This is a genomic window from Streptomyces sp. NPDC050997, assembly GCF_040660135.1.
Classification (GTDB): Bacteria; Actinomycetota; Actinomycetes; order Streptomycetales; family Streptomycetaceae; genus Streptomyces.
The window spans coordinates 534,326-556,886 of the sequence record NZ_JBFAGK010000004.1 but is presented as its reverse complement, the minus strand read 5'-3'; the positions used below and the strand labels follow the sequence as shown (position 1 = coordinate 556,886).

20 protein-coding genes and 1 riboswitch are annotated in these 22,561 nt (G+C 70.7%); of the genes, 10 read left to right on the top strand and 10 right to left on the bottom strand.

What is annotated here, in order from left to right; all coding sequences use genetic code 11:
- Positions 1-59 precede the first annotated feature (59 nt).
- Positions 60-1,244 (bottom strand): aminotransferase class I/II-fold pyridoxal phosphate-dependent enzyme, encoded by a 1,185-nt coding sequence (locus tag AB0H86_RS12470; RefSeq protein ID WP_362436313.1) that lies wholly within the window; start codon positions 1,242-1,244, stop codon positions 60-62.
- Between the two features lie 66 nt (positions 1,245-1,310).
- Between AB0H86_RS12470 and AB0H86_RS12465 the strand changes: the two genes are divergently transcribed.
- Together AB0H86_RS12465 and AB0H86_RS12460 are read left to right on the top strand one after the other, a co-directional pair.
- Complete coding sequence (locus AB0H86_RS12465; RefSeq protein WP_362436311.1) at positions 1,311-2,294, top strand: hypothetical protein; 984 nt, start codon at positions 1,311-1,313, stop codon at positions 2,292-2,294.
- Between the two features lie 94 nt (positions 2,295-2,388).
- Positions 2,389-3,747: a S1 family peptidase gene (locus AB0H86_RS12460; RefSeq protein ID WP_362436309.1), complete on the top strand. Its 1,359-nt coding sequence runs from the start codon at positions 2,389-2,391 to the stop codon at positions 3,745-3,747.
- Between the two features lie 23 nt (positions 3,748-3,770).
- Here the strand turns inward: AB0H86_RS12460 and AB0H86_RS12455 are convergent, their stop codons facing one another.
- From AB0H86_RS12455 to AB0H86_RS12445, 3 genes are all read right to left on the bottom strand, one after another.
- Positions 3,771-4,607, bottom strand: a complete 837-nt coding sequence (locus AB0H86_RS12455) for an EamA family transporter (protein WP_362436307.1) — start codon at positions 4,605-4,607, stop codon at positions 3,771-3,773.
- Between the two features lie 83 nt (positions 4,608-4,690).
- The gene (locus tag AB0H86_RS12450; protein ID WP_362436305.1) at positions 4,691-4,876 is read right to left on the bottom strand and encodes a hypothetical protein; all 186 of its coding nucleotides are present in this window, start codon (positions 4,874-4,876) and stop codon (positions 4,691-4,693) included.
- Between the two features lie 100 nt (positions 4,877-4,976).
- Positions 4,977-6,137, bottom strand: a complete 1,161-nt coding sequence (locus AB0H86_RS12445) for an ROK family transcriptional regulator (RefSeq protein WP_362436303.1) — start codon at positions 6,135-6,137, stop codon at positions 4,977-4,979.
- A gap of 170 nt (positions 6,138-6,307) precedes the next feature.
- On the opposite strand from AB0H86_RS12445, the gene AB0H86_RS12440 reads away from it, so the two are divergent.
- Genes AB0H86_RS12440 through AB0H86_RS12425 form a run of 4 tightly spaced genes read left to right on the top strand, consistent with a single transcriptional unit; the run spans position 6,308 to position 10,802 of the window.
- Positions 6,308-7,273 (top strand): sugar ABC transporter permease, encoded by a 966-nt coding sequence (locus AB0H86_RS12440; RefSeq protein ID WP_362436301.1) that lies wholly within the window; start codon positions 6,308-6,310, stop codon positions 7,271-7,273.
- Between the two features lie 19 nt (positions 7,274-7,292).
- Complete coding sequence (locus tag AB0H86_RS12435) at positions 7,293-8,210, top strand: carbohydrate ABC transporter permease (RefSeq protein WP_362436299.1); 918 nt, start codon at positions 7,293-7,295, stop codon at positions 8,208-8,210.
- A 10-nt stretch (positions 8,211-8,220) separates the two neighbouring features.
- The gene (locus AB0H86_RS12430) at positions 8,221-9,564 is read left to right on the top strand and encodes a sugar ABC transporter substrate-binding protein (protein WP_362436297.1); all 1,344 of its coding nucleotides are present in this window, start codon (positions 8,221-8,223) and stop codon (positions 9,562-9,564) included.
- Between the two features lie 38 nt (positions 9,565-9,602).
- Positions 9,603-10,802 carry a Gfo/Idh/MocA family oxidoreductase gene (locus tag AB0H86_RS12425; protein WP_362436295.1) on the top strand — a complete coding sequence of 400 codons (1,200 nt, stop codon included), beginning with the start codon at positions 9,603-9,605 and terminating at the stop codon, positions 10,800-10,802.
- Positions 10,803-10,837: 35 nt separating this feature from the next.
- Here the strand turns inward: AB0H86_RS12425 and AB0H86_RS12420 are convergent, their stop codons facing one another.
- The 5 genes from AB0H86_RS12420 to AB0H86_RS12400 all read right to left on the bottom strand — a co-directional run bounded on the left by AB0H86_RS12420 (position 10,838) and on the right by AB0H86_RS12400 (position 15,315).
- Complete coding sequence (locus tag AB0H86_RS12420) at positions 10,838-11,533, bottom strand: L,D-transpeptidase (protein WP_362436293.1); 696 nt, start codon at positions 11,531-11,533, stop codon at positions 10,838-10,840.
- A gap of 129 nt (positions 11,534-11,662) precedes the next feature.
- Complete coding sequence (locus tag AB0H86_RS12415; RefSeq protein WP_362436291.1) at positions 11,663-12,460, bottom strand: SDR family NAD(P)-dependent oxidoreductase; 798 nt, start codon at positions 12,458-12,460, stop codon at positions 11,663-11,665.
- 73 nt (positions 12,461-12,533) lie between these two features.
- Positions 12,534-13,448 carry an SDR family oxidoreductase gene (locus AB0H86_RS12410; RefSeq protein WP_362436289.1) on the bottom strand — a complete coding sequence of 305 codons (915 nt, stop codon included), beginning with the start codon at positions 13,446-13,448 and terminating at the stop codon, positions 12,534-12,536.
- A gap of 149 nt (positions 13,449-13,597) precedes the next feature.
- Positions 13,598-14,227, bottom strand: a complete 630-nt coding sequence (locus tag AB0H86_RS12405; protein WP_362436287.1) for an MBL fold metallo-hydrolase — start codon at positions 14,225-14,227, stop codon at positions 13,598-13,600.
- Complete coding sequence (locus AB0H86_RS12400) at positions 14,227-15,315, bottom strand: S-(hydroxymethyl)mycothiol dehydrogenase (protein ID WP_362436285.1); 1,089 nt, start codon at positions 15,313-15,315, stop codon at positions 14,227-14,229. The genes AB0H86_RS12405 and AB0H86_RS12400 overlap by 1 nt, the downstream gene beginning before the upstream one ends.
- 192 nt (positions 15,316-15,507) lie before the next feature.
- Here AB0H86_RS12400 and AB0H86_RS12395 point away from each other — a divergent pair, with 192 nt between their 5' ends.
- From AB0H86_RS12395 to AB0H86_RS12385, 3 genes are all read left to right on the top strand, one after another.
- Complete coding sequence (locus tag AB0H86_RS12395) at positions 15,508-17,262, top strand: ABC transporter ATP-binding protein (RefSeq protein ID WP_362436283.1); 1,755 nt, start codon at positions 15,508-15,510, stop codon at positions 17,260-17,262.
- A 192-nt stretch (positions 17,263-17,454) separates the two neighbouring features.
- Positions 17,455-17,820 (top strand): nuclear transport factor 2 family protein, encoded by a 366-nt coding sequence (locus AB0H86_RS12390; RefSeq protein ID WP_362436281.1) that lies wholly within the window; start codon positions 17,455-17,457, stop codon positions 17,818-17,820.
- Between the two features lie 144 nt (positions 17,821-17,964).
- A riboswitch (ZMP/ZTP riboswitch) is annotated at positions 17,965-18,046 on the top strand.
- A 23-nt stretch (positions 18,047-18,069) separates the two neighbouring features.
- The gene (locus AB0H86_RS12385; RefSeq protein ID WP_362436279.1) at positions 18,070-18,918 is read left to right on the top strand and encodes a bifunctional 5,10-methylenetetrahydrofolate dehydrogenase/5,10-methenyltetrahydrofolate cyclohydrolase; all 849 of its coding nucleotides are present in this window, start codon (positions 18,070-18,072) and stop codon (positions 18,916-18,918) included.
- A 158-nt stretch (positions 18,919-19,076) separates the two neighbouring features.
- On the opposite strand, the gene AB0H86_RS12380 is transcribed toward AB0H86_RS12385, so the two are convergent.
- Complete coding sequence (locus AB0H86_RS12380; RefSeq protein WP_362436277.1) at positions 19,077-21,044, bottom strand: ricin-type beta-trefoil lectin domain protein; 1,968 nt, start codon at positions 21,042-21,044, stop codon at positions 19,077-19,079.
- 204 nt (positions 21,045-21,248) lie between these two features.
- On the opposite strand from AB0H86_RS12380, the gene AB0H86_RS12375 reads away from it, so the two are divergent.
- The gene (locus AB0H86_RS12375) at positions 21,249-22,487 is read left to right on the top strand and encodes a glycosyltransferase (protein ID WP_362436480.1); all 1,239 of its coding nucleotides are present in this window, start codon (positions 21,249-21,251) and stop codon (positions 22,485-22,487) included.
- The last annotated feature ends 74 nt before the right edge of the window (positions 22,488-22,561 follow it).

Here is a 22,561-nt window from a genome sequence, read left to right as displayed (position 1 = left end):
GGCAGTCTAGGCATCCACCGGCCGTCGAGGGAGAGTCGGGGCGACCGCGGCAGGGCCGGTCACGCTCGGTCGAGCGCGGCCGCCATCCGCCGTACCGCCTCCTCGATGATCTCCGGCGAGGTCGCCAGATTCAGGCGTACGTGCCCCGCGCCGCCCGTGCCGAAGGGGAGCCCGGAGCTGAGGGCCACCCGGCCGCGGCGCAGGAAGGTGTCCGCCGGATCGTCGCCGAGACCGAGGGCACGGCAGTCGAGCCAGGCCAGGAACGTGGCCTCGCCGGGACGACAGGTGATCGCCGGGAGACGGGCGGTGAGCAGGTCGGTGAGCAGGCGCCGGTTGTCGTCGAGGCCGGCGAGCAGGGCGTCCAGCCAGGGGGTGCCGTCGCGCAGGGCGGCGGTGTGGGCGAGGACACCGACGTGGCTCGGCCCGTGCCCGACCTCTTCGGGCAGCCGGGCGAGGTCGGCGGCGGCCTCGGGTCCGGCGACGGCGAGCGCGGCCTTCAGTCCCGCCAGGTTCCACCCCTTGGACGCCGACATCAGCGACAGCCCGTTCTCACCGCCCGGCACGCTGAGGTACGGCACGAAGTCCACGTCGGCGGCGAGGACCGGCGCGTGGATCTCGTCGGCGACGACGCGGACGCCGTACCGGTCGGCCAGGGCGGCGACGGCGGTGAGCTCGTCGGCGGTGTGCACGGTGCCCGTCGGGTTCTGCGGGCTGCACAGCAGGTAGGCGGCCGACCGTCCGCCGGCGACCACCCGCTGGAAGGTCTCCTCCAGGGTGTCGAGGTCGATGCGGCCGTCCGCGCCCAGTGGGGCCTCGGCCACCCGCCGGTCCATGTGCTCGATGAACTGGAAGAACGGCGGATACACGGGCGGGTTCACGACCACCGGATCGCCCGGCCCGGTGACCAGCTGGATCATCTCGACGACGCCCAGCATCACGTCGGGCACGATCGCGGTGTGGTCCACCGCGAGCCCGCCCCAGCCCCACCGCCGGTCGGCGAACGCGGCGAGCGCCTCGGCGTACCCGGTCCCGGCGGGATAGCCGGTGTCACCGAGCGCGAGGGCGTCCGTGACCGCGCGGACGACGGGTTCGGCGAGCGGTACGTCCATCTCGGCCACCCACAGCGGCAGCACGTCCTCGGGGTAGGTGCGCCACTTCATGCTGGTACGACATCGGAGACGGTCGAGGGTGAGAACGCGCAGGGGATTCGGTTCACCGGACGGTTCGTGCGGGATCCTGGTCATGGGCACAAGATAGGGGGCTGTGGTGTGACCTGGAGTGAGGGAAACGGGGCACGAGGAGCGACGTCGGTGCCGGCGGACGGACTCCGGGAGGTCGCCTGCGACGAGTCGGGGTCGGACGGGGAGAACCTCACCGGCGGGAACACCGACGTGTTCGCGCACGCGAGTGTGCGGCTGCCCGTGGAGCACGCCGCGGCGGCCGTGCAGGAGATCCGGGACCGGATCCGCTCCCCGGCGGAGGAGTACAAGGCGAACCATCTGCTGCGGGAGAAGCACCGGGCGGTGCTGGAGTGGCTGCTCTCACCGGCCGGGCCGATCCACGGGCACGCGCATGTGCACCTCACGGAGAAGACGTTCTTCGTCGTGGACCGTGCCGTCGACCTGCTGCTCGGCCCCGGATCGGGACCGGCCGTCACCCTGTTCCGCGCGGGCCGGGGCGTGTTCGGCGACGAGCGGTGGCGGGAGTTCCTCGCGGCGGCCAACCAGTTGCTGCGGGTCAGGAACGACGGGGAGCCGCAGGCGCCCGTCGAGGTCTTCTTCCGTGAGGTGGACGCCCTGCGGCAGGCACCCGCCGGTACCGGCGTGTCGGACGTCCTCGACCGGCTCGCGGCGGCCCGGCCCCGAGCCGACGCCTACCGGGCGGGCCTGGGGGACGGCCCCACCCTGGTTCCGGTCCTCAATCCCCTGCTGCCCGCCATCGTCGCCACGGCCGCCCACTGGAGCGCGAGCGGCAGCCCGGTCCGGCTGGTCCACGACCGGCAGAACATGCTGACGCCGGAACGTATCGCCTGGATCACGACGATGACCCGCCGGGCGGGGGTGGGTCTCGCCGGGCTCGAACTGGTGGAGGCACGCCGAGATCCGCGGGTGCAGGTCGCCGACTTCCTCGCCGGCATCGCCCGCAAGATCGCCTCGGACGAGCTGAACGGGCGTGGTGATCCCCCGCTCACCGCCCTGCTGCGGCCCTATGTCGGTACCACGTCGGTGTGGGGCGACGAGCGCAGCTGGGTGAGTCTGGCCCCGGCGGACGAGGACAGATCCCCCGTGCCGTGAACGCGCCCGGCTCCGCCCACGTATGGAAGGAGGGTGCTCAACCACGGGAGCACCCCGCGGTGTTGACCGTGAGTTCGGGGTTCGGGAGCCATGCATGAGGCACGCACGACGACGGGTCGTCCGGCGAGTGACACGGCTGGCGGCAGTCGGCGGACTCCTCCTGGGAGGGACCATGGTCACGCGGGCCATGGCCAGTGAGACTCCCGCCACCAGCGTTCCGCGGACCTACGCGCAAAAGGCCGGGGACATGGGTACGGGTCTCGTCTCACGGCTCGGTCCGTCCCGTACGGCGGGCACCTGGATCGGCTACGACGGCCGACCGGTGGTCGCGGTCACCGACAAGGACGCGGCGGCCGAAGTCCAGAAGGCGGGCGCCAAGGCGAAGGTCGTGTCGCACAGCATGAACGAGCTCAAGTCGGCGACCACGACGCTGCGTTCGGCCCCCAGGGTGGCGGGCACGGCGTGGGCGATGGACTACCGGACCAACCAGATCGTGGTACGGGGGGACAGCACGGTGTCGTCCGACGACTGGTCGCGGATGACACGGATGGCGAGCGGCATCGGCAGCTTCGTCCGTATGGAACGCACCGAGGGCACCTTCACGCCCCGGGTCAACGGCGCGCAGGCGATCCTGTCGACGGGCGGACGCTGTTCGGCGGGCTTCAACGTGACCAACGGGCAGAGCGACTTCATCCTCACCGCCGGGCACTGCGGCCCCACCGGCTCCATCTGGTTCGAGGACTCCAAGGCCACCCAGCGGGTGGGCAAGACGGTCACCCAGAGCTTCCCGGGCAACGACTTCTCCCTGGTGCAGTACGCCGACGGGAAGGCGGGCGACGGCTCCGCGGTGGTGTCCGTCGGGGACGGCAAGGGGGTGCAGATCACGGGCGCCGCCGATGCGACGGTCGGCCAGCGGGTGTTCCGCAGCGGCAGCACGAGCGGGCTGCGGGACGGTGAGGTGACGGCGCTGAACGCGACGGTGAACTATCCCGAGGGCACCGTCACCGGCCTGATCGAGACGAACGTGTGCGCCGAACCCGGGGACAGCGGCGGCCCGATGTTCTCCGAGGGGATCGCGCTCGGGCTGACCTCGGGCGGCAGCGGCGACTGCACGAGCGGCGGTACGACGTTCTTCGAGCCGGTGACGAAGGCGCTGGCGGATCTCGACGTCAAGTTGCTCGTGGCGACACCGGCCGCCGGCTCGGGCTCTCCGGCGCCGACCGCCTCGGGGGCGCAGGGCGCGGCCGGTTCGACCTCGCCCGGCTCGTCGACCCCGGTGGCGGGAGGCACGACCGACGAGCCGCTGCTGTCCCGGCTCACGGACAGCAGGAACGTGGGACCGGGACTGCTGCTCATCGCGGGCAGCCTGGTCGCACTGGCGGCCACCCGGTACATCCGCTCCGAGCAGGACCGCAAGGCGTACCGGCAGTACTACTCGGCCACATGGAACTGACCTCCGCCACGGCGGGTGAGGCATCATCCGATGGTCAGCAGGACGGTGGCCGCGGCGGCTCCCAGCAGGCCGGCGGTCTGTCGGGGGGTGATCTTCTCGTGCAGCAGGGCGAGTCCGAGGACGACCGGGAGGGCCGGGTACAGGGAGGCCAGGACCACGGCGACGGCCAGCATCTGCCGCTGGGCGGCGAGCAGATACAGGACGAGTCCGAGGGCGGCCCCCGCCCCGACCAGCAGCGCCTGCACCAGCGACGCCGGTGTCATCCTCAGGCGCCCGGCGTGGCGGGCTGCGCCTGGCAGCAGGACGAGGACGGCGGCGACCCGGCCCGCCGCCACCGGCCACAGTCCGCTGGACGCGCCCGCCTGGGCGAGGGCGATGTACTGCACGCCGACACCGACGCTGGCCAGCAGGCCGTCCGCCGCTCCGCTCCCGACGCTCCCGACGGCCCCGCTGTCCATGCCGCCGGAGACCAGCCAGAGCGCGGGCACCGTGACGGCGATGCCCACCCAGGCCAGGAATTCGGGCCGGTCACCGAGGAGCACCCCGCACAGCACGGACAGGGCGACGCCGGTGACCGCGCTCACGGGCACCACGACGCTCATCGCCCCGTGGCTCAGGCCGCGGTTGAGGAAGTGCATGGCGCTGGCGCTGCCGACGCCGGAGAGCGCGCCCCAGAGGAGGTCCACCGAGCGGACGGAGTCGGCGGGCAGCAGCAGCGCGGCCACGCAGGCGAGCACGAGGCCGCCCAGTTGGCCGAGGAAGGTGACGGCGGCGAAGTGGACACGGCGGGACAGCAGGCCGCCGCCGAAGTCTACGATGCCGTAGGTGACGGCCGAGGCCAGAGCGAGGAGAGGGCCCATTCGGTCAGGGGTGCCCTTGGAACAGGGACCCATACCCGGCGGTGGCCTCAGACAGGAGCCTCAGGCGGCGTCGGAGGCGGTGTTCAGGCCGCCTTCACCGGCTGGGGGGCCGCGGTGGCCCACTCAAGGACGAGGCGCCGATATTCCTCACGCTGCTCGCCCGTCAGTGTCCCGCCCGACCGGAGCCATAGGGCCCTGATCTCCTCGTTGACCGCGTCAGCCGATCGTTCGGTAGCGGGTTCAACACTGGTGGACATGATGTGAAGCATACGGATCCGGAGGTGAAGGCGATGTGAGTAATCACGAGCTATCCGGACATTTGGGATCGTGTCACTGATCACGCCCATCTGCCAACCCCCGCCCCGGACTTCAGGCCGCCACCGGGCCCAGCACCAGCACCTGGATCGCCAACACCGCCGCGCCACGGGCCCAGTCGTGAAAGTCGGACACCTTGGTCTCCAGGCCGACCGGGGCGGCCAGCGGATGCCGGTTGGCCCGGACCGTGTCCTCCACCACCTTGCCGGCCACGTCCATCAGGCCGACGCCCTCCCCGGCGAGCAGGATCTTCTGCGGCAGGACGAAGTTGGCGATCTGGGCCACCAGGACACCGAGGGCGCGTGCCGCCTCGTCGATGACCTGGGCGGGCATGAGCTCTCCGGCTGCGGCGAGGGCGAGGATCTCCTCGTAGGTGTGGTCGCGGCCGGTGGCGGCCCGTACCTGGTAGCGGATGTTGGGGATGGTGAGCAGGGAGACGGCACTGCCGCGTTCGCCCTCGGGCGTGAGCGGGCCGTTGGGGTTGATGATCCAGTGGCGGCCGAAGCCGCGGTCCTCCTCGGCATAGGGCACGCGGGTACCGCTGAGGACGAGGCCGTAGCCGATGCCGGCGCCGATGGTGAGGACCACGAAGCGGTCGAGGTCCCGGCCGGCGCCGAACCAGGTCTCGGCCTCGACGAGGGCGGCGACGTCGTTCTCGACGACCACCGGAAGGCCGGTGCGCTCCTTGACGAGGGCAGCCAGCGGGATCTCGTGCCAGTTCAGGAACGCCGACTCCCCCACCACGGACCGGTCCTGCACCAGACCGCCGACGCCGATACCGATCCCGGCGAGCCGGGGGTGCTCGCGGGCGAGTTCGTCGGTCATCTCGGCGAGCAGATCGACGACCCGGGCGGGGTCGTGGGTGGTGAGCGGGCGGTCATGGCGGGCGACGATGTCGCTCCTGAGGGTGGTGACCACGCCGTAGACCATGTCCTCGGTGATCTTGAAGCCGATGAAGAAGCGGGACTCGGCGACGACGTCGAGGGGCTGCGAGGGGCGTCCCTGGCGAGCCTCGGCCTGGGACCCGGCCTCGGGGGCCTCGATCAGCAGGCCCGACTCGATCAGCGGCTTGGTCAGCCGGGTCAGGCTTCCCGGGGAGAGGTCCAGTCGGCGCGCGAGTTCGGTGCGCGACAGCGGGCCGTGGACGAGCACCTCGATCGCCACCGAGCGCTCCCCGGCGCTCAGCGGTAGCCAGCTGGCGGTACCTGCGGTCATGAAGGTCAGTCTCCCCTCGGCTCATTTATTTCGTCATGGAAACAACGTGGCCAGTCTAGGCCCGATCAGGCGTCCTGGAAAAGATGTTCACCCAGCCCTTGACGTATGGATTCTTCCGCCGCAAAAGTAAGTGCCCGAGGACGAGCCGCCGCGGACAAGGGAGTCTCCCGATGACCATCGCCTCCAGTAGCCCTCCATCGCGTCTGCCCCTGGGCGACGCCGAGGGCGCACGGGCCAAGCCGAGGACCAAACGGGCGCGGGCCGGGGAGAGCCGGGGTGACGGACGGCTGGCCGCGGTATTCATCGCGCCGGCCCTGCTGGGCTTCGTGGTCTTCCTGCTCTGGCCGACGCTGCGGGGCATCTACCTGAGCTTCACGCGCTACAACCTGCTCACACCGCCCGAGTGGGTGGGCCTCGACAACTACGTGCGCATGGTGAACGACCCGATCTTCTGGGACTCGCTCAAGGTCACCGTCGAGTACGTGCTGATCAACATCGGGGTGCAGACGGTCTCGGCGCTCGCCATCGCCGTCCTGCTCCAGCGGCTGACGCAGTCGGCGCTGCTGCGCGGGATCGTGCTCACGCCGTATCTGATGGCGAACGTCGTCGCCGGCATCGTCTGGCTCTGGATCCTGGACACCCAGCTCGGTATCGGCAACGAGATCATCTCGGGGCTCGGATTCGACCGGATCCCCTTCCTCTCGGACGACACCTGGGCGATCCCGACCATCGCTCTGATCAATGTGTGGCGGCACGTCGGCTACACCGCGCTGCTGCTGTTCGCCGGGCTCCAGGCCATCCCGAGCGACATGTACGAGGCCGCCAAGGTGGACGGCGCGAGCGAGTGGCGGATGTTCTGGCGGATCACCATGCCGCTGCTGCGACCGGTCCTCGCGGTGGTGCTGATCATGACGGTGATCGGTTCGTTCCAGGTGTTCGACACGGTCGCGGTGACGACCCTGGGCGGACCGGCGAACGCCACCAACGTGCTCCAGTACTACATCTACGGCGCCGCCTTCGGTCGGTTCCAGTTCGGCTACGCCTCGGCGATGTCCGTCGCCCTGCTGGTCGTGCTGAGCGCGATCACCTTCGTCCAGTACCGGCTCACCCGAGCCGGCCAGACCGACCTCGGCTGACGGGCAAGGAGACACCGACATGGCTACCGTGGCAACCACGACGACTGTACGGCCCACCAGGCGCCGGCCTTCCTTCGGCCGGATCATGGCCTGGGTGGTGATGGCCTCGATCGTGCTCATCACCCTGCTGCCGTTCTACTGGATCCTGCGCACCGCGCTGTCCACCAACACCGCGCTCGCCGCACACCCGGGCGATCCCCTGCCCGTGGACCTGACGACCGGTGGCTTCGAGCGGGCCCTGGGTCTGCAGTCCACCGAGGAGGCGATAGCCCAGGGCGGCGCGGGCGGCGGTCTGAAGTTCTGGCGCTATCTGATCAACTCGGTGTTCGTGTCCACCCTGATCACCGTCTGCCAGATCTTCTTCTCCGCCATGGCCGCGTACGCCTTCGCGCGCCTGCGGTGGCGCGGCCGGGAAAGGATGTTCGGGCTGTTCCTCGCCGGGCTGATGGTGCCCGCGATCTTCACCCTGCTCCCGAACTTCGTGCTCATCAAACAACTCGGCCTGGTGGACACCCTGTTGGGCATCTCGTTGCCGACGATGTTCATGACGCCGTTCGCGGTGTTCTTCCTGCGGCAGTTCTTCATGAACGTGCCCCGCGAGGTCGAGGAGGCGGCCCTGCTCGACGGCGCCGGAAAGATCCGGATCTTCTTCCGGGTGATGCTGCCGATGGCGTCCACCCCCATCCTCACGCTGGGCGTCCTGACGTACATCACCTCCTGGAACGACTACTTCTGGCCGCTGATGGTGTCCTACAGCGACAGCTCGCGGGTGCTCACGGTGGCGCTGGCCATCTTCCGCGCGCAGACGCCGCAGACCGGCTACGACTGGTCCGGCCTGATGGCGGCCACGCTCATCGCCGCGCTGCCCATGGTGGTGCTCTTCGGCGTCTTCGCGCGCCGCATCGTCAGTTCCATCAGCTTCACCGGAATCAAGTAAGGGGACTGTCATGCGAATTCGTACGGTCGTGGCACTGACCGGAGCGCTGGCGCTGTCCCTGACGGCCGGCTGCGCCAAGGGGGGCGGCGCGGGATCGTCCGCGAACACGGTGTCGTACTGGCTGTGGGACGCCAACCAGCTGCCCGCCTACCAGGCCTGCGCGAAGGGCTTCGAGAAGGAGAACCCGGGGCTGAAGGTGAATATCACGCAGCTGGGCTGGGACGACTACTGGACCAAGCTCACCGCGAGCTTCATCGCCGGCACCCAGCCGGACGTCTTCACCGACCACATCCAGAAGTTCGGCCAGTTCGCCGACCTCAAGGTGCTCGAACCGCTCGACGACCTGGGCATCGACGACTCGGCCTACCAGCCCGGGCTCGCCGCCAACTGGAGCGGCCAGGACGGGCACCGCTACGGCGCTCCCAAGGACTGGGACACCGTCGCCCTCTTCTACAACCAGAAGATGGTCAAGACCGCGGGGCTCACGGCGCAGGAGCTGAACGCCCTCTCCTGGAACCCGAAGGACGGCGGCACCTTCGAGAAGGCCATCGCCCATCTCACCGTCGACAGGAACGGCAAGCGCGGCGACGAACCGGGCTTCGACAAGCACAACGTCAAGGTGTACGGCCTCGCGACGGCCGGCGCGGGGGACGGCGACGGCCAGACGACCTGGAGCAACTTCGCCGCCTCCGCGGGCTGGACCTACACCGACAAGAAGCGGTGGGGCACCAAGTACCAGTACGACAGCAAGACCTTCCAGTCCGTGATCAAGTGGTACTTCGGCCTTGCGAAGAAGGGCTACATGGCCCCTCTCACGGATTACAGCGCCGGCGCCAATCCGGTGAACGCGCAGGTCGCCGGGGGCAAGGCGGCGGCAGCCTTCGACGGCGCCTGGATGATCTCCACGTACTACGCCGTCAAGGACCTGAAGGTCGGCACCGCCCTCACCCCCGTCGGCCCCACCGGCAAGCGCGCCACGATGATGAACGGCCTGGCCGACTCCGTCACCAAGAACGCTCCCAACAAGCAGGGCGCCCTGAAGTGGGTGAAGTACCTGTCGTCGGACGCGTGCCAGAAGACCGTCGGCGGCTACGGCATCGTCTTCCCGGCCACGCCCGACGGCACGAAGGCCGCGGTGGCCGCGTACAAGAAGAAGGGCATCGACGTCACGGCCTTCACGAAGCCGGTCGCCGACAAGAAGGACTCCGCGACCTTCTCCTTCCCGATCACCAACAACGCGGCCGACGTGTTCGCGTTGATGCACCCGGCCATGCAGGACGTCTTCGGCAACGGCAAGTCCCCGAGCAGCCTCGACCAGACCAACGACCAGATCAATCTGATCCTCGACCAGTGAACCGATCAGTGACACCACCTTTGAAGGGCACGGCACATATGACGTTCTCCCTCGGCATCGTCGGCGCCGGACAGTTCTCGGGCCAGTTCGCCAAGCTGTTCCTGGCACATCCCGGCGTCAGCGACGTCTACGTCACCGACCTGCTGCCCGAGCGGGCCGAGCAGCTCGCCGCCGCCGAAGGCCTCGCGGGCACCTTCTCGTCGTACCAGGCCATGCTGGAGTCGGAGGCCGTCGACGCGGTCGCGATCTTCACCCAGCGCTGGACCCACGGCCCGCTGGTGCTCCAGGGCCTGAACGCCGGCAAACACGTCTACTCCGCCGTCCCGATGGCGATCACCGCCGACGAGATCGCGGCGATCATCGACTCGGTCAAGGCGACCGGGCTGACCTACATGATGGGCGAGACCAGCCAGTACAACCCGGCGACTGTGCACGCCCGCAACCAGATCGCTCAGGGCTCCTTCGGGCGGCTCTTCTACGCCGAGGGCGACTACGTCCACGACATGGACCTGGGGTTCTACGAGGCCTACCAGTACAGCGGCGGCGAGAACTGGAAGGCGACGGCAAGCTATCCGCCGCTGCTGTACCCGACGCACTCGGTGGGCGGGGTGCTGGGCGCCTGGCAGACGCACGCGGTGAGCGTGTCGGCGATAGGGGTGGTCGACGACCGCGGGGACGGGGTGTTCGACAAGGAGGTCAGCCAGTTCGGCAACGACTTCTCCAACGCGAGCGCGCTGTTCGAGGTGGCCGGCGGCGGGTCGTTCCGTACGAACGAGTTCCGGCGGGTCGGCTACCCCTCGCACATCAGGGAGTCCCGTTTCCGGTTCTTCGGGACGGAGGGAAGCATGGAGCAGCTCGCCACGTTCGCGCTGTGGCAGGACAAGAAGGGGGTCAAGGACATCAGCGAGCTGCTGGAGCCCAAGCCCACCATGTCCCCCGACGATCCGTCGCTCCAGCACATCGCGCCGGAACTGCGGGCCGCGTTCACCTCGGGCTCGGCGCCGGTGCACGACCGGTCGCGACTGCCCCGGGAGTTCGACAACCTGCACAACGGTCACGAGGGCAGCCACCACTTCCTCGTCGACGACTTCGTGACCGCCGTCAACACACGCTCGCTGCCGTCGGTGAACGCGTGGGTGGCCGCGCGCTACACCCTGCCCGGCATCGTCGCGCACGACTCGGCGCTGCAGGGCGGAGCCAGGCTGGAGATCCCGGACTTCGGGGACGCGCCCCAGTAGACGCGCCCTGGTAGCGGAGCGGGCCGGGTACCGGATCAGGTGCCCGGCTTGCGGCCGTACACGAAGACGTCGTCGCCGTTCTTCAGGAGCGACCAGTACTTCTTGGCGGTGGTCCTGGTCATGTTGACGCAGCCGTGCGAACCCGGCGGGTTCCACATGCTGAGACCCACCGAGTGGAAGGCCTGACCGCCGTCGAAGAACTGGCTGTAGGGCATCGGCACGTTGTAGATGCTGGAGACGTGGTCGATGTCCCGCCAGTAGATCTTCTTCAGACCGGTGCGGGTCTCGTAGCCGTCGCGGCCCGTGCGCACCGGTACCGGGCCGTAGACGAGCGTCTTGCCGTCCTGTATCCAGCTCAGCTGGAGGGTCAGGTTCACGCAGGCGATGCGGCCCTTGTTGACCGGGCACTTGCCGTCCTTGTTGGGATTGTTCCCGACGGCCTTCTGCTTGTTCATCAGGTCCATCACGCCCCAGGTGACGGAACCCGCGTACCCGGCGTTCGGTGTGATGCCGTGCTTGGTCTGGAAGGCCTGGATGGCCTTGCAGTCGGCGGCGGACTGCTGGCCGTCGACCGGCCGGCCGAGGAACTTCTCCACTTTCTTCTGGTATGGCCCGCTCTGCGTGGTACAGCTCGCGGCCTGCGCGGGCGCGGTGCCCAGCGCGAGCGTGAGCGGTGCCACCAGTGCGGTGATACCGAGTACGACGGCTCCCCGTCTGCGTATGTCCCCCATGGCCTTCCCCTTCATACGGTCCTGCGATCTGTGCCAGCTAGACCGGTGCCCGGAGCATACGGTTGTAGGGCGGCTCTGGCTGCGACGAAACGGTGACATTCGACACGGTCGCGAGGGTGTTGGAGGCGGTCAGGGGTGTCCGGGTCGGGTGACCGCAGCGCGGAAGCCCGTGTTGACCGCGGTGAGGCCGCCGTCGACGGTGAGCGTGGTGCCGGTGATCCAGGACGCGTCGGGCGAGGCCAGGAAGGCGATCGCCGCCGCGATGTCCTCCGGTTCGCCGACCCGGCCGAGCGGATACAGCCCGCGCACCGCTTCCAGGTCGCCCTCCCGGTCCTCCCAGGGCGTCGTCCGGACGGTACCCGGAGCCACCAGGTTGACCCGGACCCCGCGCGCGGCGGCATGACCGGCGAGGGTGCGGGTCAGCGAGCCCAGACCCGCCTTGGCGGCGCTGTACGCGTGGTTGCCGTAGTCCTGGAGGCCGTTGACGGAACCGATGTTGACGACGGCGCCCCGCCCCGAGGCCGCCAGGTGCGGGAGGGCGGCACGGGCGCAGCGGTAGGCGCCGGTGAGGGTGACGTCCAGGTCGCGTGCCCACACGTCGTCGGGCTCCTCCTCGAAGAGCGGGGCGTCGGGGGCACAGCTGTAGGCGTTGTTGACCAGGACGTCCAGCCGGCCGAAGGCCTCGACCGCGTGAGCCACGGCCGCCTCGACGGAGGCCCGGTCCGCCACGTCGCAGCCCGCCGCTTCGGCCTTCAGCCCCAGGTCGCACAGCGCCGCCGCGGTCGTGCGGGCCGCGGGCGCGTCCACGTCGGTGACCAGGACCCGCGCCCCTTCCTCGGCGAACCGCCGCACGGTCGCCGCGCCGATGCCGCGGGCGGCGCCCGTGACCAGAACCCCGTACCCCTCGAAACGCGTGGTGTCCGTCATGCGGTCGACGGTAGCGCCGGGCCGATCACCTGGGCAGTACCGCGCGTCCATCTCCGCGTTCCCGGCCACACTCTCACCGGTAACCGGTCGTGTCCGCGGGCTTGTTGACGTCCTGCACCTCGACGAGGTACCGCCAGGCGTCCGGGCGGCTGCCGTCGAGGTCGGTGAAGCCGTACTCCTTGGCGAGGCCGCCGCTGGAGAGGGAGGAACCGTTCCAGCGCGCCACGTCGGGGTCGGCGGCGAGGGCGGCGACCGCGCGGCCCACATAGCGCGGCGTCTCGGAGATGGCGAAGTGGGGGACCTGGTCGAGGGCGTCGCGCCAGTTGTCCTCGCGCACCCCGAAGTTCTCGAGCATCATCTCCGAGCGCAGCCAGCCCGGCGTCAGCGCCACCGCGGTGGCGCCGAGCGGGCCGAGTTCGTGGCCGAGGGCGAAGGCCATGCGGAGCACGGACGTCTTGGCGAGGTCGTAGAAGAAGTTGACGCGGTAGGTGTCGCGGTTGTACTCGGTGGTGCCGTCGGTCATCTCGACCACCAGCCCGCCGGGGCTGCGCAGCAGCAGGGGCAGTGCGTGGTGGCTGGTGATCGCGTGCGTCTCCACCGCGAGCCGCAGAAGCCTGAGGCCGTTGTCGAGGTCGTGCTCCCAGACGGGGGTGTCCCAGGCGAAGAGCTTCTCCCCGCCCCAGATGTCGTTGACGAGGATGTCGAGGCGGCCCTGCTCGTCGGCGATGCGGTCGACGAGCACGCGTACCTGCGCGGGGTCGAGGTGGTCGGTCGGTACGGCGATGCCGTGGCCGCCCGCCGCGGTGACGAGGTCCGCGGTGTCCTCGACGGTCTCGGGGCGGTCGTACTCGGAGCGGCGGGCGCGGGTGGAACGGCCGGTGACGTAGACGGTCGCGCCGGCCGCTCCGAGCTCCACGGCGATCCCGCGCCCGGCTCCCCGGGTCGCTCCGGCGACCAGCGCGACCTTGTCCTTCAGTGGCTGTGACATGTCTTGCCTCCCAGATGCCCGGCTGTTGTGTCGAGCATCGGGGGTAGGCCGGACATCCTCTGTCGCCTTTTCAGGACGGGTCACCCGGCTTCCGTGTCAGGTCACCCGGCCGCGCGCGGGCTCCGGTCCGTCAGTGGCTCCCGGGTCCGTCAGTGGCCACGTGCGATCCACTCGTCGAGGTGGGGAGCCTCCGCGCCGATGGTGGTGGAGTCCCCGTGTCCGGTGAGGACCCTGGTGTCGGGCGGGAGGGTGAGGAGGCGGTCGCGGATCGAGGTGACGATCGTGGGGAAGTGCGAGTAGGAGCGGCCGGTGGCGCCCGGGCCGCCCTGGAAGAGCGTGTCACCGGTGAAGACGGTGGCCAGGCCCGGGTCGTACAGGCAGACCGCGCCCGGCGCGTGCCCGGGGGTGTGCAGCACCCGCAGGTCGGCTCCGGCCGCCTCGATGACCTGGCCGTCGGCGAGCCAGGCGTCGGGGTCGCGGTCGGGGTGGGTCTGCTTCCACAGCGGCAGGTCGTCGGGGTGCAGCCAGATGGGGGCGCCGGTACGGTCGGCGAGGGCGGGGGCGGCGGTGATGTGGTCGTTGTGGGCGTGGGTGCACACGATCGCGGTGAGCCTACGCCCGCCCACGGCCTCGGCGATGGCGTCCGCGTCGTGGGCGGCGTCGATGACGAGTGCCTCGTGGTCGTCGCCGACGATCCACACGTTGTTCTCCACCTCCCAGGTGCCGCCGTCGAGGGTGAAGTGGCCGGAGGTGACGAGGTGTTCGACGCGGGCGGCCATCACAGCACCACCACCGAACGCAGCACGTCCCCCTGATGCATCCGCTCGAACGCCTTCTCCACCTCGTCGAGTTGGATGGTCTCGGTGACGAACGCGCCCAGGTCCAGGCGGCCTTGCAGATGCAGGTCGATCAGCATCGGGAAGTCACGCGAGGGCAGGCAGTCGCCGTACCAGGACGACTTCAGCGCGCCGCCCCGGCCGAACACGTCAAGGAGCGGCAGTTCGAGTTTCATCTCCGGGGTGGGCACGCCGACCAGGACGACGGTGCCGGCCAGGTCGCGGGCGTAGAAGGCCTGCCGGTAGGTCTCCGGGCGGCCGACCGCCTCGATCACCACGTCCGCGCCGAAGCCGCCGGTCAGTTCCTGGATCGCCGCCACCGGGTCGGTGTCGCGGGAGTTGACCGTGTGGGTGGCGCCCATGGCCCGGGCGGTCTCCAGCTTGCGGTCGTCGATGTCGACCGCGACGATCCGTGCCGCGCCGGCGAGACGCGCGCCCGCGATCGCCGCGTCGCCCACCCCGCCACAGCCGATCACCGCGACCGAGTCGCCCCGCCCGACCTGTCCGGTGTTGATCGCGGCGCCGATCCCGGCCATCACCCCGCACCCCAGCAGTCCCGCCACCTGCGGTGCCACCGACGGGTCCACCTTGGTGCACTGCCCGGCCGCCACCAGCGTCTTGTCCGCGAACGCGCCGATCCCGAGCGCGGGCGACAGCTCCTGCCCGGTGGCGGCCAGCGTCATCTTCTGCGTGGCGTTGTGGGTGTCGAAGCAGTACCACGGCCGCCCCCGCGTACAGGCGCGGCACTTCCCGCACACCGCCCGCCAGTTCAGGATCACGAAGTCCCCGGGCGCCACCTCGTCGACCCCCTCCCCCACCGACTCCACCACGCCGGCGGCCTCGTGCCCGAGCAGGAACGGGAAGTCGTCGCTGATGCCACCCTGCTTGTAGTGCAGGTCCGTGTGGCACACCCCGCAGGCCTGCACCTTCACCACGGCCTCACCCGGCCCGGGATCCGGCACGATGATCGTCTCCACCCGCACCGGCTCGTCCCTGCCCGGTGCGATCACGCCGCGTACTTCCTGCGCCATGAGGTCGGCCCCTTCCGTCGGCTCGTGTCCGTCCTTGCCGCGACCCTACGGCCAACTGATCAGTAACGGGGTGGGATCACGAGCCGCCGGCCGATCGTGCCACCCGCGCAGGCGATGGCCAGGACCGGCGAACCTGTGCCCGGCGCCGACGTAGCCTGAACGCTCCGCCCGTCGCAGGCCCGAGGGAGCGCCGTGAGCAACGCAGAGACCGAGACCGACCCGCCCGCGTGGCGGCTGATCCTCGGATATGTACGGCCACACCGGTGGGCGCTGCTGGCGGGTGCGGCGCTGTCGCTCCTCACGGGTGGCACCGCGCTGCTGCTTCCGCTGGTGGCACGGGAGTTGATCGACGACCTGTCGCACGACCGGGCCATCACCGGCACGTTGGTCGTCATGTCGGTGCTGGTGGTCGCCAACACGGCGCTGGGGGCGCTTGGTTCGTACGTGCTGCGGCGCACCGCCGAGTCGGTGGTGCTCGGCGCGCGGCGCGCCCTGTCCTCGTATCTGCTGCGGCTGCGCATCACGGCCGTGGACCGCACGGAGCCGGGTGACCTCATGGCTCGGATCACCGCGGACACCACCCTGCTGCGGGAGGTCACCACCGACTCGCTCGTGGGCCTGGGCACGGGCGGGCTCACGCTCGTCGCGACGGTGGTCATGATGGGCCTGGTGGATCCGGTGCTGCTCGGGGTCACGATGGCGGTGATCCTGGGCGCGGGCACGATCCTCGGCGTGATCGTGCCGCACATCAACCGGGCGAGCCGGCAGGCGCAGGACGCGGTCGGTGTGATGGGGGCCTCGCTGGAACGGATCCTCGGCGCGCTGCGCACGGTGAAGGCGTCCGGTGCCGAGCACCGTGAGGAGCAGACGTTGCACGCGGCCGCCGAGGAGTCGTGGCGGCAGAGCGTGCGGGCCGCCAAGTGGTCGGCCGCGGCCGGCAACACGGCGGGGCTGGCCATGCAGATCGCCTTCATCACGGTCCTCGCGGCCGGCGGCGCACGGGTGGCGACCGGGGCGATCGACGTGGGCACTCTGGTGGCGTTCCTGTTGTTCGTGTTCTACCTCATGTCGCCCATCCAGCAGGTCGTCGGCGCGATCACGCAGTACCAGACGGGTGCCGCGGCGCTGGCCCGGATCCAGGAGGCGTTGCGGCTGCCCGCCGAACCGGCCGTCCAGCCCGCGCCGTTGCCCTCGCCCGGCGCGCGGCCGGCCGCCGTCGCCTTCACCGACGTCCGCTTCCGGTACGCCGATGACCTGCCGTACGTCCACCACGGGGTGACCTTCGACGTGCCCGCGCAGGGCATGACGGCGTTCGTCGGCCCGTCCGGCGCGGGCAAGACCACCGTGTTCTCGCTCATCGAGCGGTTCTACGACCCCGAGTCCGGCGCGATCACCCTCGACGGCCGCGCACTCGAGGAGTGGGAGCTGTCCCGGCTCCGTTCCGCGATCGGCTACGTGGAGCAGGACGCTCCGGTGCTGTCGGGCTCGCTGCGGGACAACCTGCTGCTGGGCAACCCGGAGGCGGACGACGACACGGTCACGCGGGTGGTGAGGACGACCCGGCTGGACGGACTGGTGGACCGGCTGCCGGGCGGTCTGGACACCCTGGTGGGACACCGCGGCACCAAGCTGTCGGGTGGCGAGCGGCAGCGGGTCGCCATCGCCCGCGCCCTGTTGCGCCGCCCGCGGCTGCTGCTCCTCGACGAGGCGACCTCGCAGCTGGACGCGGTGAACGAGGCGGCGCTGCGGGACACGGTGGCCGACGTGGCCCGGACGACCACGGTCCTGGTCGTGGCGCACCGGCTGTCCACGGTGACGATGGCGGACCGGATCGTGGTGATGGACGCGGGCCGGGTTCGCGCGGTGGGCACCCACCGTGAACTGGTGGGCGCCGACCCGCTGTACGCGGAGCTGGCGGCGACACAGTTCCTGGCGACCGCGGGCTGACACGGGTGACCCGGGCGGCGGGACCCACGGTGCCGGCGGGCCGGTCCCGGACCCAGGCACCGCGCGCCGCTCACTCGTCGGCCGCGGCACGCGGACTGCGCTTGCCGAGCCCGCCGGGGCGGAGGAGTCTCTAAGTGAGAGGTCCGAGCGGCCCGCTCCCCGGCGGGCCGCGGCCTTCGAAGGAGGTTCATCATGGGCACCGCGACAGGCTCCGGATTCGACACCGAAACGTTGCGCCAGGCCGTCGAAGGGCCGAGGGAGGAGACTCTGGTGTCGCTCTACGCCGACGACGCCGAGATCCGGATCGTGGACCGCAACACCCAGCCCAGTCATCCCATGGTCCTGCACGGCCATGACGAGATCGCCGCCATGTACCACGAACTCTGCAGCCGCGAGATGACGCACAAGATGGAACAGATCGTGGCACAGGGCGACCGGGTCGCCTTCAGCGAGTCCTGCGTGTACCCGGACGGAGTGCACGTCCTCGCCGAGTCCATGCTGTCGCTGCGGGACGGGAAGATCGTCGAGCACACCATGGTCCAGGCCTGGGACGAGTAGCCGACGCAGGTCAGGGCCTGTCGTTCGGATCAGGCCGCAGGACAGCAACGGTGCTTCCCGGCCGACCTGAGCAGCCGACGACAACGCGGCAGATGTGCGTGCGGACCCCACGTCTGCGTCGTCCGAACGACAGGCCCTAGGCTGGTCGCGGGCCGTGACTGGCGCTGAGGTGGAGCACCACCGGGGAGCGGCCCGCGAACAACTGCCGTGCGCCTGGGCGATCCCGTCGACTCAGCTCAGGAGTGGATCATGCCCCAGGCCCGGCTCATGGACGGCACCGCGCTCGCCCGACGGACCGTGGAGGAGACCGCCAAGCACGCGGCCGACCTCACCCGGCGCACGGGGCAGCCGCCCTGTCTGGCGACCGTGCTGGTCGGCGAGGACCCCGCCTCCGTCACCTACGTGCGGATGAAGCAGAACCGCTGTCGCACGGCCGGTGTCGAGTCGCGGCACGTGGCCCTGCCCGCTGCCACCACCACCGAGGAACTCGTCGGCACGCTACGAGCCCTTTCGGACGATCCCGGTGTGCACGGCATCCTGCTGCAGCATCCGATGGGCGGGCACATCGACGAGCGGGCCGCGTTCGAGGCGATCGCCCCGGAGAAGGACGTCGACGGCGTCACCTTCGCCTCCTTCGCGACGATGAGTTTCGGCCTGCCCGGGTTCGTGTCCTGCACGCCCGGCGGGATCATGCGGCTGCTCGACGAGTACGACGTCGACCCGGCCGGCCGGCGGGCCGTGGTCGTCGGTCGCAGCGCGATCCTGGGCAAGCCGGTCGGAATGCTGCTGCTCGCCCGCGACGCCACGGTGACGTACTGCCACTCCCGTACCCGGGACCTGTCCACGGTCGTCCGCGAGGCGGACATCGTGGTCGCCGCGGTGGGCCGCCCCCGCCTGGTGCACGGCCGGGACCTGAAGCCCGGCGCCGTCGTGATCGACGCCGGCTACAACCCCGGGAACGTCGGCGACGTCGACTTCGACTCGGCCGTGGAGCGTGCCTCGTTGATCACGCCGGTGCCCGGCGGCGTCGGTCCGATGACGATCGCCACGCTCCTGGAGCAGACCGTGGCCGCCGCCGCCCGGCAGCTCGGAGCGTGAGCGGCGGGTGATCAGCGCCTCCGGGCGCCGTACTCCCTCACGTCTCCCGCCCTGACGCCGTACCAGGGCCTGCGGCGCCGCCTGCCGGCCGGAAGCCTGCTGGGCGGCGCCGCTGTGGCCGCGGTCCTACCGCTGGGGCGTCTCGCCCGGCGGGGACACTAGGTCAGCGTCCACTTCTGGTTGTCGGCGCCGTTGCACGACCAGAGCACGAGTGGCGACCCGTTGGCCGTGCCGTTGTTGTTCGCGTCGAGGCAGAGACCGGCGTGGACGTTGGTGAGCGTGCCGTCGGTGCCCACGGTCCACTGCTGGTTGGCCTGGCCGTTGCAGTCCCAGATGACGACCTTGGTGCCGTTGGTGGTGCCCAGGTTGTAGGCGTCCAGGCACTTGGTGCCGTACAGCACGAGTTCCTTGCGGGAGGTGTAGGTCCAGGACTGGTTCTGGCCGCCGTTGCAGTCCCACAGTTCGGCCTGGGTGCCGTTGGTGATCGTGCTGTCGTAGATGTCGAGGCAGCGCCCGGACTGCTTGCCGACGGCCAGGGTGCCATTGGCGCCGGGCAGGGGCCGCACGGTGATCGAGTCGATGCCCGACGCTCCCGAGAAGGCGAGCGTGTTGGCGGAACCCTTGGACAGGGAGGCCGCGACGGAGATGGTGCCCGGGCTCGATCCGGTCGGCGGGAAGGAGACCTTGGTGGCGGTCTGCCCGTTGACCTGGAGGGTGGCCGTGCGGGCGGTGGAGGTGTTGTTGGTGTAGGAGACGTCGACGGTCTTCAGGCCGGTGCTCCCGGCGACCACGCCGGTGAAGCTCGACGTGCCGGTGTACGTGCTGCTCGCCGCCTCGGTGCCGCCGGTGACCGTGAGCATCACCGAGCCGCCGGCCGGGACGGAGGCCGTGTAGCTCGTGCCGGACGTGCCGACATCGGCGCGCGCCCACAGGTCGCGGACGGTCGCGTTGGCGTTGGTCAGGCCGAGGTCGGACCAGCGCACGGTGATGTTCCTGGCGGCGGAGGTGCGGTTGAGCAGGACGACGGCGCGGTTGCCGGTGCCGGACAGGACCTTGCCGTAGACCTGCGCCCCGGTGGTGTCCTCGGCGACCTTGACGCCCTGCAGTCCGCGGGTGTCCTGGTCGACCCCGACGACCTCGGGGTTCTTCAGGATCGCGGCGGTCTCCGCGGTCATGGTGGACAGGTCGTTGCCGGCCAGGAGCGGGGCGCCGGAGATGGCCCACAGGTTCATGTGGGTGCGGTTCTGGGCGGCGGTGAAGCCGTCCATGCCGACCATCAGCATGTCCGGGTCGTTGTAGTACCCGGTGTGCTGGGCAGTGGGGTGCGCGTTGGCGTCGTAGTTGGCCAGCAGGCTGGTCATCGACGGCTTGTTGCCGTAGAAGATGATGTCGGTGTTGGTCCGCCACATCGCGCCCTGGCCGGGGGCCCAGTTCCACGGGTTCTGCTTGCCCCAGTTGCACAGCGACAGGGTCAGCGGGCGGCCGGTGGTGGCCGTGGCCTTGGTGGTCGCGTCACTGATGGCCTGGTACGTGGTCTTCGCGTCGAGGCCCTCGGCGTCGCCGCCGCACCAGTCGACCTTGACGAAGTCGAAGCCCCACTTGGAGAACTGGAGCATGTCCTGGTCGTAGTGGCCCTCGCTGCCCGAGCCGGGGGCGGCGGGGCGGCCGGTCGGGTAGTAGTAGCCGCAGCCGTCCTTGCCGGCGTCGGTGTAGATGCCCGCCTTCAGGCCCTTGGCGTGGATGTAGTCGGCGATGGCCTTCATGCCGCCGGGCCACTCGGACTCGTCGATGGTGATGTTCCCGGCGCTGTCCCGGGTGCCCTGCCACCAGCCCTCGTCGATGTTGATGTACTTGTACCCGGCCGTCGGCAGGCCCGCCGCGACGAACGCGTCGACCTGCTTCTTGATCACGTTGTAGTCGATCTTCGCGGCGAAGCTGTTCCAGGAGGCCCAGCCCATGGGCGCGGACGCCACCGGTATCTGACGGGTCGTCGCCGCCTGTGCCGGGGTGGGCTGGGCGAAGAGCAGTGCGGCGGTCGCGGTCAGGGCGAGCACCAGGGCGCGTACGGCGGCGGCTCTGCAACGGCGTACGAGGCGTCTGCCGGTCGATGGCGGTGGGGGAAACATGCGGCTCCTTCACGGGGGGAACGACACCATACGTTCGACATACCGAACTGTGCCCGGTGATCCGAACGGTGTGCGGGCCGAACGTAGAGCCACGGGCCGCCCAAGTCAACGGAAGCGGCAGGCGTGAAGTCGCCGGTGCTGTCGGGTCGTTCGCCCCGAGGAGGGTGCGACGGCGCCATACTGACCTTCGTGCGCGTAGCGATCATGACGGCGGGATCCCGGGGTGACGTGGCCCCGTACACCGGGCTGGGACACGGTCTCGCCCTGGCCGGACACGAGGTCACTCTGGTCACTCACGCCCGCTTCGAGCCGTTGGCGGCACGGGCGGGGCTTCGCTTCCACCCGCTGCCGGTGGACCCGAGGGTGGAACTGGAGTCCTCGCGCGGGCGGGGCCTGCACCGCAGCGCGACCGGGGTGGGAAAGCTGGTGCGGGTGGTCGCGATGGCGCGGGCGCTGGCCGGGCGGATGACCGACGATCTGGTGGCGGCGGCCCGGGCGAGCGACGCGCTGCTCCTGGCCGCCCCCCTCGCCCCGCTGGGCCACGCCGTCGCCGAGGGCCTGTCCCTGCCGAGCCTGGGCGTCCATCTCCAACCCCTCGCCCCCACCCGGGAGTTCGCGCCGCCGATACTGGGCGTCGGCTCCTGGGGCTCGGTCGGCAACCGGGCCGCCGGGATGGGCGTGAACCTGGCCGTCGAGCAGGTCTTCGCCGCCGCCGTCCCGGAGGTGCGCGGCCGCCTCGGCCTGCCCCGCACCCGCCCCGGCGCGGCCCTGCGGTCCCGGGAGCGGCAGCGCTGGCCGGTGTTCCACGGCTTCAGCCCGCTGGTGGTCGCCCGGCCGCGCGACTGGCGGGCGGGCCTGGATGTGGCGGGCTACTGGTGGCCGTACGACGAGGACGCCCAACTCCCGTCCCGGCTACGGGACTTCCTCGACGCCGGCCCCGCTCCGGTCTACGTGGGGCTGGGCAGCGCGACCGTGCCCGACCCGGAGCGACTCAGCGCCGACGTCGTACGCGCCCTGCGCACGGCCGGGCTGCGCGGGGTCATCCAGCGGGGCTGGGCCGGGCTCACCGCGACCGGCGACGACATGCTGACCGTCGACGAGGTCCCCCACTCCGTGCTGTTCCCCCGGATGGCCGCCGTGGTCCACCACGCGGGCGCGGGCACGACCGCGGCCGGCCTGCGGGCCGGGGTTCCCGCCGTGCCGGTACCGATCCAGTTCGACGAGGGCTTCTGGGCCGCACGCCTGGTCCGCCTGGGCGTGGCACCCCGCGCCCTGCCCTTGCGCCGACTGACGTCCGACACACTGGCCTCGACCCTCGTCCGAGCCACCGGGCACTCCGCATACCGGGCGCGGGCCGAGGCACTGGGCGCCCGCATCCGCGCCGAGGACGGCGTCGGGCCCGTGCGGGACGCGGTGAGCCGACTGACGGACCAGGCCTACTGACCGGGCGCTGTGGGGCCGGACACGCACGCGAAGGACGGCCACCGATCACGCGGCAGCCCTCGTCCGAGCCACCA

Coding starts and splice junctions, on each gene's coding strand:
- AB0H86_RS12470 (WP_362436313.1), bottom strand. CDS start 1,244: ATGACCAGGATCCCGCACGAACCGTCCGGTGAACCGAATCCCCTGCGC.
- AB0H86_RS12460 (WP_362436309.1), top strand. CDS start 2,389: ATGAGGCACGCACGACGACGGGTCGTCCGGCGAGTGACACGGCTGGCG.
- AB0H86_RS12455 (WP_362436307.1), bottom strand. CDS start 4,607: ATGGGCCCTCTCCTCGCTCTGGCCTCGGCCGTCACCTACGGCATCGTA.
- AB0H86_RS12450 (WP_362436305.1), bottom strand. CDS start 4,876: ATGCTTCACATCATGTCCACCAGTGTTGAACCCGCTACCGAACGATCG.
- AB0H86_RS12445 (WP_362436303.1), bottom strand. CDS start 6,137: ATGACCGCAGGTACCGCCAGCTGGCTACCGCTGAGCGCCGGGGAGCGC.
- AB0H86_RS12440 (WP_362436301.1), top strand. CDS start 6,308: ATGACCATCGCCTCCAGTAGCCCTCCATCGCGTCTGCCCCTGGGCGAC.
- AB0H86_RS12435 (WP_362436299.1), top strand. CDS start 7,293: ATGGCTACCGTGGCAACCACGACGACTGTACGGCCCACCAGGCGCCGG.
- AB0H86_RS12430 (WP_362436297.1), top strand. CDS start 8,221: ATGCGAATTCGTACGGTCGTGGCACTGACCGGAGCGCTGGCGCTGTCC.
- AB0H86_RS12425 (WP_362436295.1), top strand. CDS start 9,603: ATGACGTTCTCCCTCGGCATCGTCGGCGCCGGACAGTTCTCGGGCCAG.
- AB0H86_RS12420 (WP_362436293.1), bottom strand. CDS start 11,533: ATGGGGGACATACGCAGACGGGGAGCCGTCGTACTCGGTATCACCGCA.
- AB0H86_RS12415 (WP_362436291.1), bottom strand. CDS start 12,460: ATGACGGACACCACGCGTTTCGAGGGGTACGGGGTTCTGGTCACGGGC.
- AB0H86_RS12410 (WP_362436289.1), bottom strand. CDS start 13,448: ATGTCACAGCCACTGAAGGACAAGGTCGCGCTGGTCGCCGGAGCGACC.
- AB0H86_RS12405 (WP_362436287.1), bottom strand. CDS start 14,227: ATGGCCGCCCGCGTCGAACACCTCGTCACCTCCGGCCACTTCACCCTC.
- AB0H86_RS12400 (WP_362436285.1), bottom strand. CDS start 15,315: ATGGCGCAGGAAGTACGCGGCGTGATCGCACCGGGCAGGGACGAGCCG.
- AB0H86_RS12390 (WP_362436281.1), top strand. CDS start 17,455: ATGGGCACCGCGACAGGCTCCGGATTCGACACCGAAACGTTGCGCCAG.
- AB0H86_RS12385 (WP_362436279.1), top strand. CDS start 18,070: ATGCCCCAGGCCCGGCTCATGGACGGCACCGCGCTCGCCCGACGGACC.
- AB0H86_RS12380 (WP_362436277.1), bottom strand. CDS start 21,044: ATGTTTCCCCCACCGCCATCGACCGGCAGACGCCTCGTACGCCGTTGC.
- AB0H86_RS12375 (WP_362436480.1), top strand. CDS start 21,249: ATGACGGCGGGATCCCGGGGTGACGTGGCCCCGTACACCGGGCTGGGA.